Annotated in this window: 3 protein-coding genes and 1 pseudogene; 2 read left to right on the top strand and 2 right to left on the bottom strand. The window is 58.9% G+C overall.

Annotation, left to right across the window (positions count from 1 at the left end; all coding sequences use genetic code 11):
* Positions 1 to 338: 338 nt before the first annotated feature.
* Positions 339 to 626, bottom strand: coding sequence for a hypothetical protein (locus AAFX91_RS40195; protein ID WP_130232033.1), 288 nt, complete (start codon positions 624 to 626; stop codon positions 339 to 341).
* Between the two features lie 244 nt (positions 627 to 870).
* On the opposite strand from AAFX91_RS40195, the pseudogene AAFX91_RS40190 reads away from it, so the two are divergent.
* Together AAFX91_RS40190 and AAFX91_RS40185 are read left to right on the top strand one after the other, a co-directional pair.
* Positions 871 to 1,803: pseudogene (locus AAFX91_RS40190) on the top strand (transposase).
* 614 nt (positions 1,804 to 2,417) lie between these two features.
* Complete coding sequence (locus AAFX91_RS40185) at positions 2,418 to 2,570, top strand: hypothetical protein (protein WP_165421597.1); 153 nt, start codon at positions 2,418 to 2,420, stop codon at positions 2,568 to 2,570.
* Between the two features lie 123 nt (positions 2,571 to 2,693).
* Here the strand turns inward: AAFX91_RS40185 and AAFX91_RS40180 are convergent, their stop codons facing one another.
* Positions 2,694 to 3,248 carry a peroxiredoxin gene (locus AAFX91_RS40180; RefSeq protein ID WP_394570189.1) on the bottom strand — a complete coding sequence of 185 codons (555 nt, stop codon included), beginning with the start codon at positions 3,246 to 3,248 and terminating at the stop codon, positions 2,694 to 2,696.
* Positions 3,249 to 3,263 lie beyond the last annotated feature (15 nt).

Genomic DNA, 3,263 nt, shown 5'->3' with positions numbered 1-3,263 from the left:
GTCCCGTCGTTCCTTGGGTCGCATCGTCCCCTCCGTTGCGACCACGGAATCACGACACGCGATTCGACGGAATCCCAGAAATCAAATTGCAAGCTTTCGGGCCTTCAAATCCAAAAAGCTTGCAATCCCGACCCTCGCTCCGATCCAAAATTCGACTCCCGCTCAATGACTTGGGAGCTTCTTCACGGACGACTCGTTGGCTCCGCTGTTTAGCAGGGATACTGACGCCGTTAGAAAAAAGATTGCGATCGCAACGTGACTGCGCCAGGTCGATAGAGGGACGATATTGATTGTAAGCCCGCCTCAGCGCGACAAGTTACCTCTCAAACCGCAGTCCATTACTGCCTCTTTGCATTGAAGCTATCGAACATTTTCCATCCGTCAATGAGCGATTTCGACCACGACCGCTGCGCGAAGTCCCATTGGCACTTGAGCGCTTCGGAAGAGCTTGTGCAGCCGGCAAGACTCGTCAGGTAGTCGGCTTGGTCCTGTAGGCGGGAAGCTGCAAATCCCAATACTTCCTTTGCTGCCACTGCGGACATCTTCCTTTGCATTTCATTAAATGATCTTAGCAATTCGGGAGGCGTAAACGGACCATCGGATCCAGCTGTATTTTCCTTTGTCATAGGTGCTCCTAATGATCGGGATCGGTTTTCCGGGTTTATTGCAGATCAAAGTGAACTCGCGATTGAGGTTGAGTGAACGATGCTAGTTTATCTAAAAAGTTCGATCACTTCCTTGATCAGAATCAAACCGCTGGCGCTTTTAGGTAGTGTGCGGAAGGTTCTGCAAAAGCCTGAGAGGCTGGAGCGGTCATGGTAAGTCCGGTGATTGCGAAGATCACCGCTCATAGAGGAGCTTGGACCCGCCATGACCGTGACGAAGATTAGGACGGACGTCTCTGCAGTCAAAGAGTTGTTGAGGTCGGACAAGGAGTTCCTGAAGCCGCTGATCCAGGGTGCGGTGCAGGAAATTCTCGAAGCCGAGATGACGGAGACGCTGGGTGCGGAGAAAGGAGAGCGCGGCGAGGGACGGCTTGGCTATCGCTCCGGCTACTATCCCCGCTCGCTGATCACCCGGGTCGGCAAGATCGAGCTGAAGGTGCCGCAGGACCGTCAGGGGCGGTTCTCGACCGAGCTGTTCGAGCGCTACCAGCGCTCGGAGAAGGCGCTGGTAGCGGCCTTGGCCGAGATGTACGTGCAAGGCGTCTCGACGCGGAAGGTCAAGCAAGTCACCGAAGAACTTGTGGGCATGCGTTCTCGGCCTCGGCGATCAGCGCCATCAACAAACGGCTGGATGCGTCGCTGAAGGCGTTTTGCGAGCGCAAGCTCAAGGAGCCATTCCCCTATCTGATCCTGGATGCGCGCTATGAGCGGGTGCGCGAGGACGGCATCATTGCGAGAGGTCGACGACGATTGCCTGCTCGAGCTCCGCTGGATGTACGACCGGCGCGATCTTGGCGAGGTGCGGCGCGATCTGGCGGCATGGCTTGCCAAATGGGGCGGCAAATACCCCAAGCTCACCGGCTGGGTGGAGGACAACATCGAGGAGACGCTCGCCTACTGCCGTCTGCCACTGATGCACCGCAAGCACATGAAGTCGACCAACATGCTGGAGCGCCTCAACGAGGAGATCCGGCGGCGCACCTACGTGGTGCGAATCTTCCCCAATGCCGAGAGCTGCCTCAGGCTGGTGCGGGCGCTGACCGTCGAGCGCCACGAAGCCTGGCTCGAGGACCATCGCTATCTGAACATGGATCTCTTGAAGGAGCACAAGAAGGAGACACTACGCCGGGCGGCCTGACGATGCTCAGGCCCACCAAGGGGATGGGCCACCCCTCTCCGCCGCCGTCGCTCGCCAGCGCTGCGCTTGGGGCGAGCGACGGCGGCTCCGAGGGGATGGCTTGGCCGGACCCCATGATCAATTTTGCTGAACTTGACGCACAGAACTCGCTTTTACGCCATGCCTTCCTAGAGGGGGCATTCTCGCCAGTGTTTTCGGACGGGAGTGCTAGCTACAGAGACGGGATATAGTTGGTGATTGAATGAAGCGATCCTAATGGAACCTTTGGACCGGGTCGCGATCCGCAACTGCATCTATCGGTACTGCCGCTGCATGGCCCGGGCCAGCAAGGCCATGCTGCGCCGCTCCTATTGACCCCACCCAATAGATCGGCATGGCATCTATTCCGGGCCTGCGGAGGGCTCCCGCCTCCCGGCGCGAGAAGTGCTCAAAAGCCGCGCCCGCAATATCCACCAGTTCGGCCAATTATTGATAGAACTCGTCGGCCCGACGCGGAGCGCTGTGCGACGTGCTTCCTTGTCATGCAGCGCGGCGGCAAGGATGGGCGCGTGCGGCAGTTCCGATCGGTCGACGCTGTTGCGGCCTGTTCGACAAGCGCGGCGGGGAGTGGCGCATTGAGCATTGTGGTGTTCGACTGGGCCGAGGAGCAGTCGTTGCAGCCTCAAACCGAGGCCGCGCGCTGTGGCCGGCGCCTGCTGACTGGAGCGCAGCCGTCCGACGATCCGATTTGCGAAACTCCGGCCGCCGCCCTCGATCGCCGTATGTAGGATCCGCGTGCTCGCTCGTGTCAGGTCCGCGCACATCATCGCGCAAAGTTGAGTCTGACGTCCTTGAAATCGGGGATTGGTTCTTCAATTGCTCAATCGACATGATGCCTCCAGCAACATGCCTCAAGCAACCTTCAGCGTTTCGCCGCCGATCTCGCGGTTGCAGGGGCAGAGCTCGTCGGTCTGCAGAGCATCCAACACGCGCAGCGTGTCCTTCGGGTTTCCGTCGACATTGAGGTTGGTCGCGTAGACATGCTGGATCGTGTTGTCTGGGTCCGCGATGAATGTGTAGCGATAGGCGACGCCGTCCGGCGAACGCACTTCAAGACCATCGACCAGCCCGCCCTTGGTGTCGGCAAACTGCCAGATCGGCAGATGGTGCAGGTCCTTGTGCGAGCGTCGCCAAGCGAGCTTGCAGAACTCGTTGTCGGTCGAGCCGCCCAGCACGACCGCGTCGCGGTCGGCGAAATCCTTCGACAGCCGGGCAAACTCGGCGATCTCGGTTGGGCAGACGAAGGTGAAATCCTTTGGGTAGAAGAAAATGATCTTCCATTTCCCAGGGAAGCTGTTTTTCGTCAGCGGCTCGAACGCGCTCTGCGCGCTCTCGTCGTGCAGGTGAAAACCGGGCTTCACGCCTGTGATTTCGAACGGCGGCAACTTACTTCCAATTCCCAGCATATTGTCCTCACAAGT

The sequence above is a fragment of the Bradyrhizobium sp. 31Argb genome (genome assembly GCF_043638955.1).
Lineage (GTDB): Bacteria > Pseudomonadota > Alphaproteobacteria > Rhizobiales > Xanthobacteraceae > Bradyrhizobium.
This window is presented reverse-complemented; position numbering and strand designations above follow the sequence as displayed.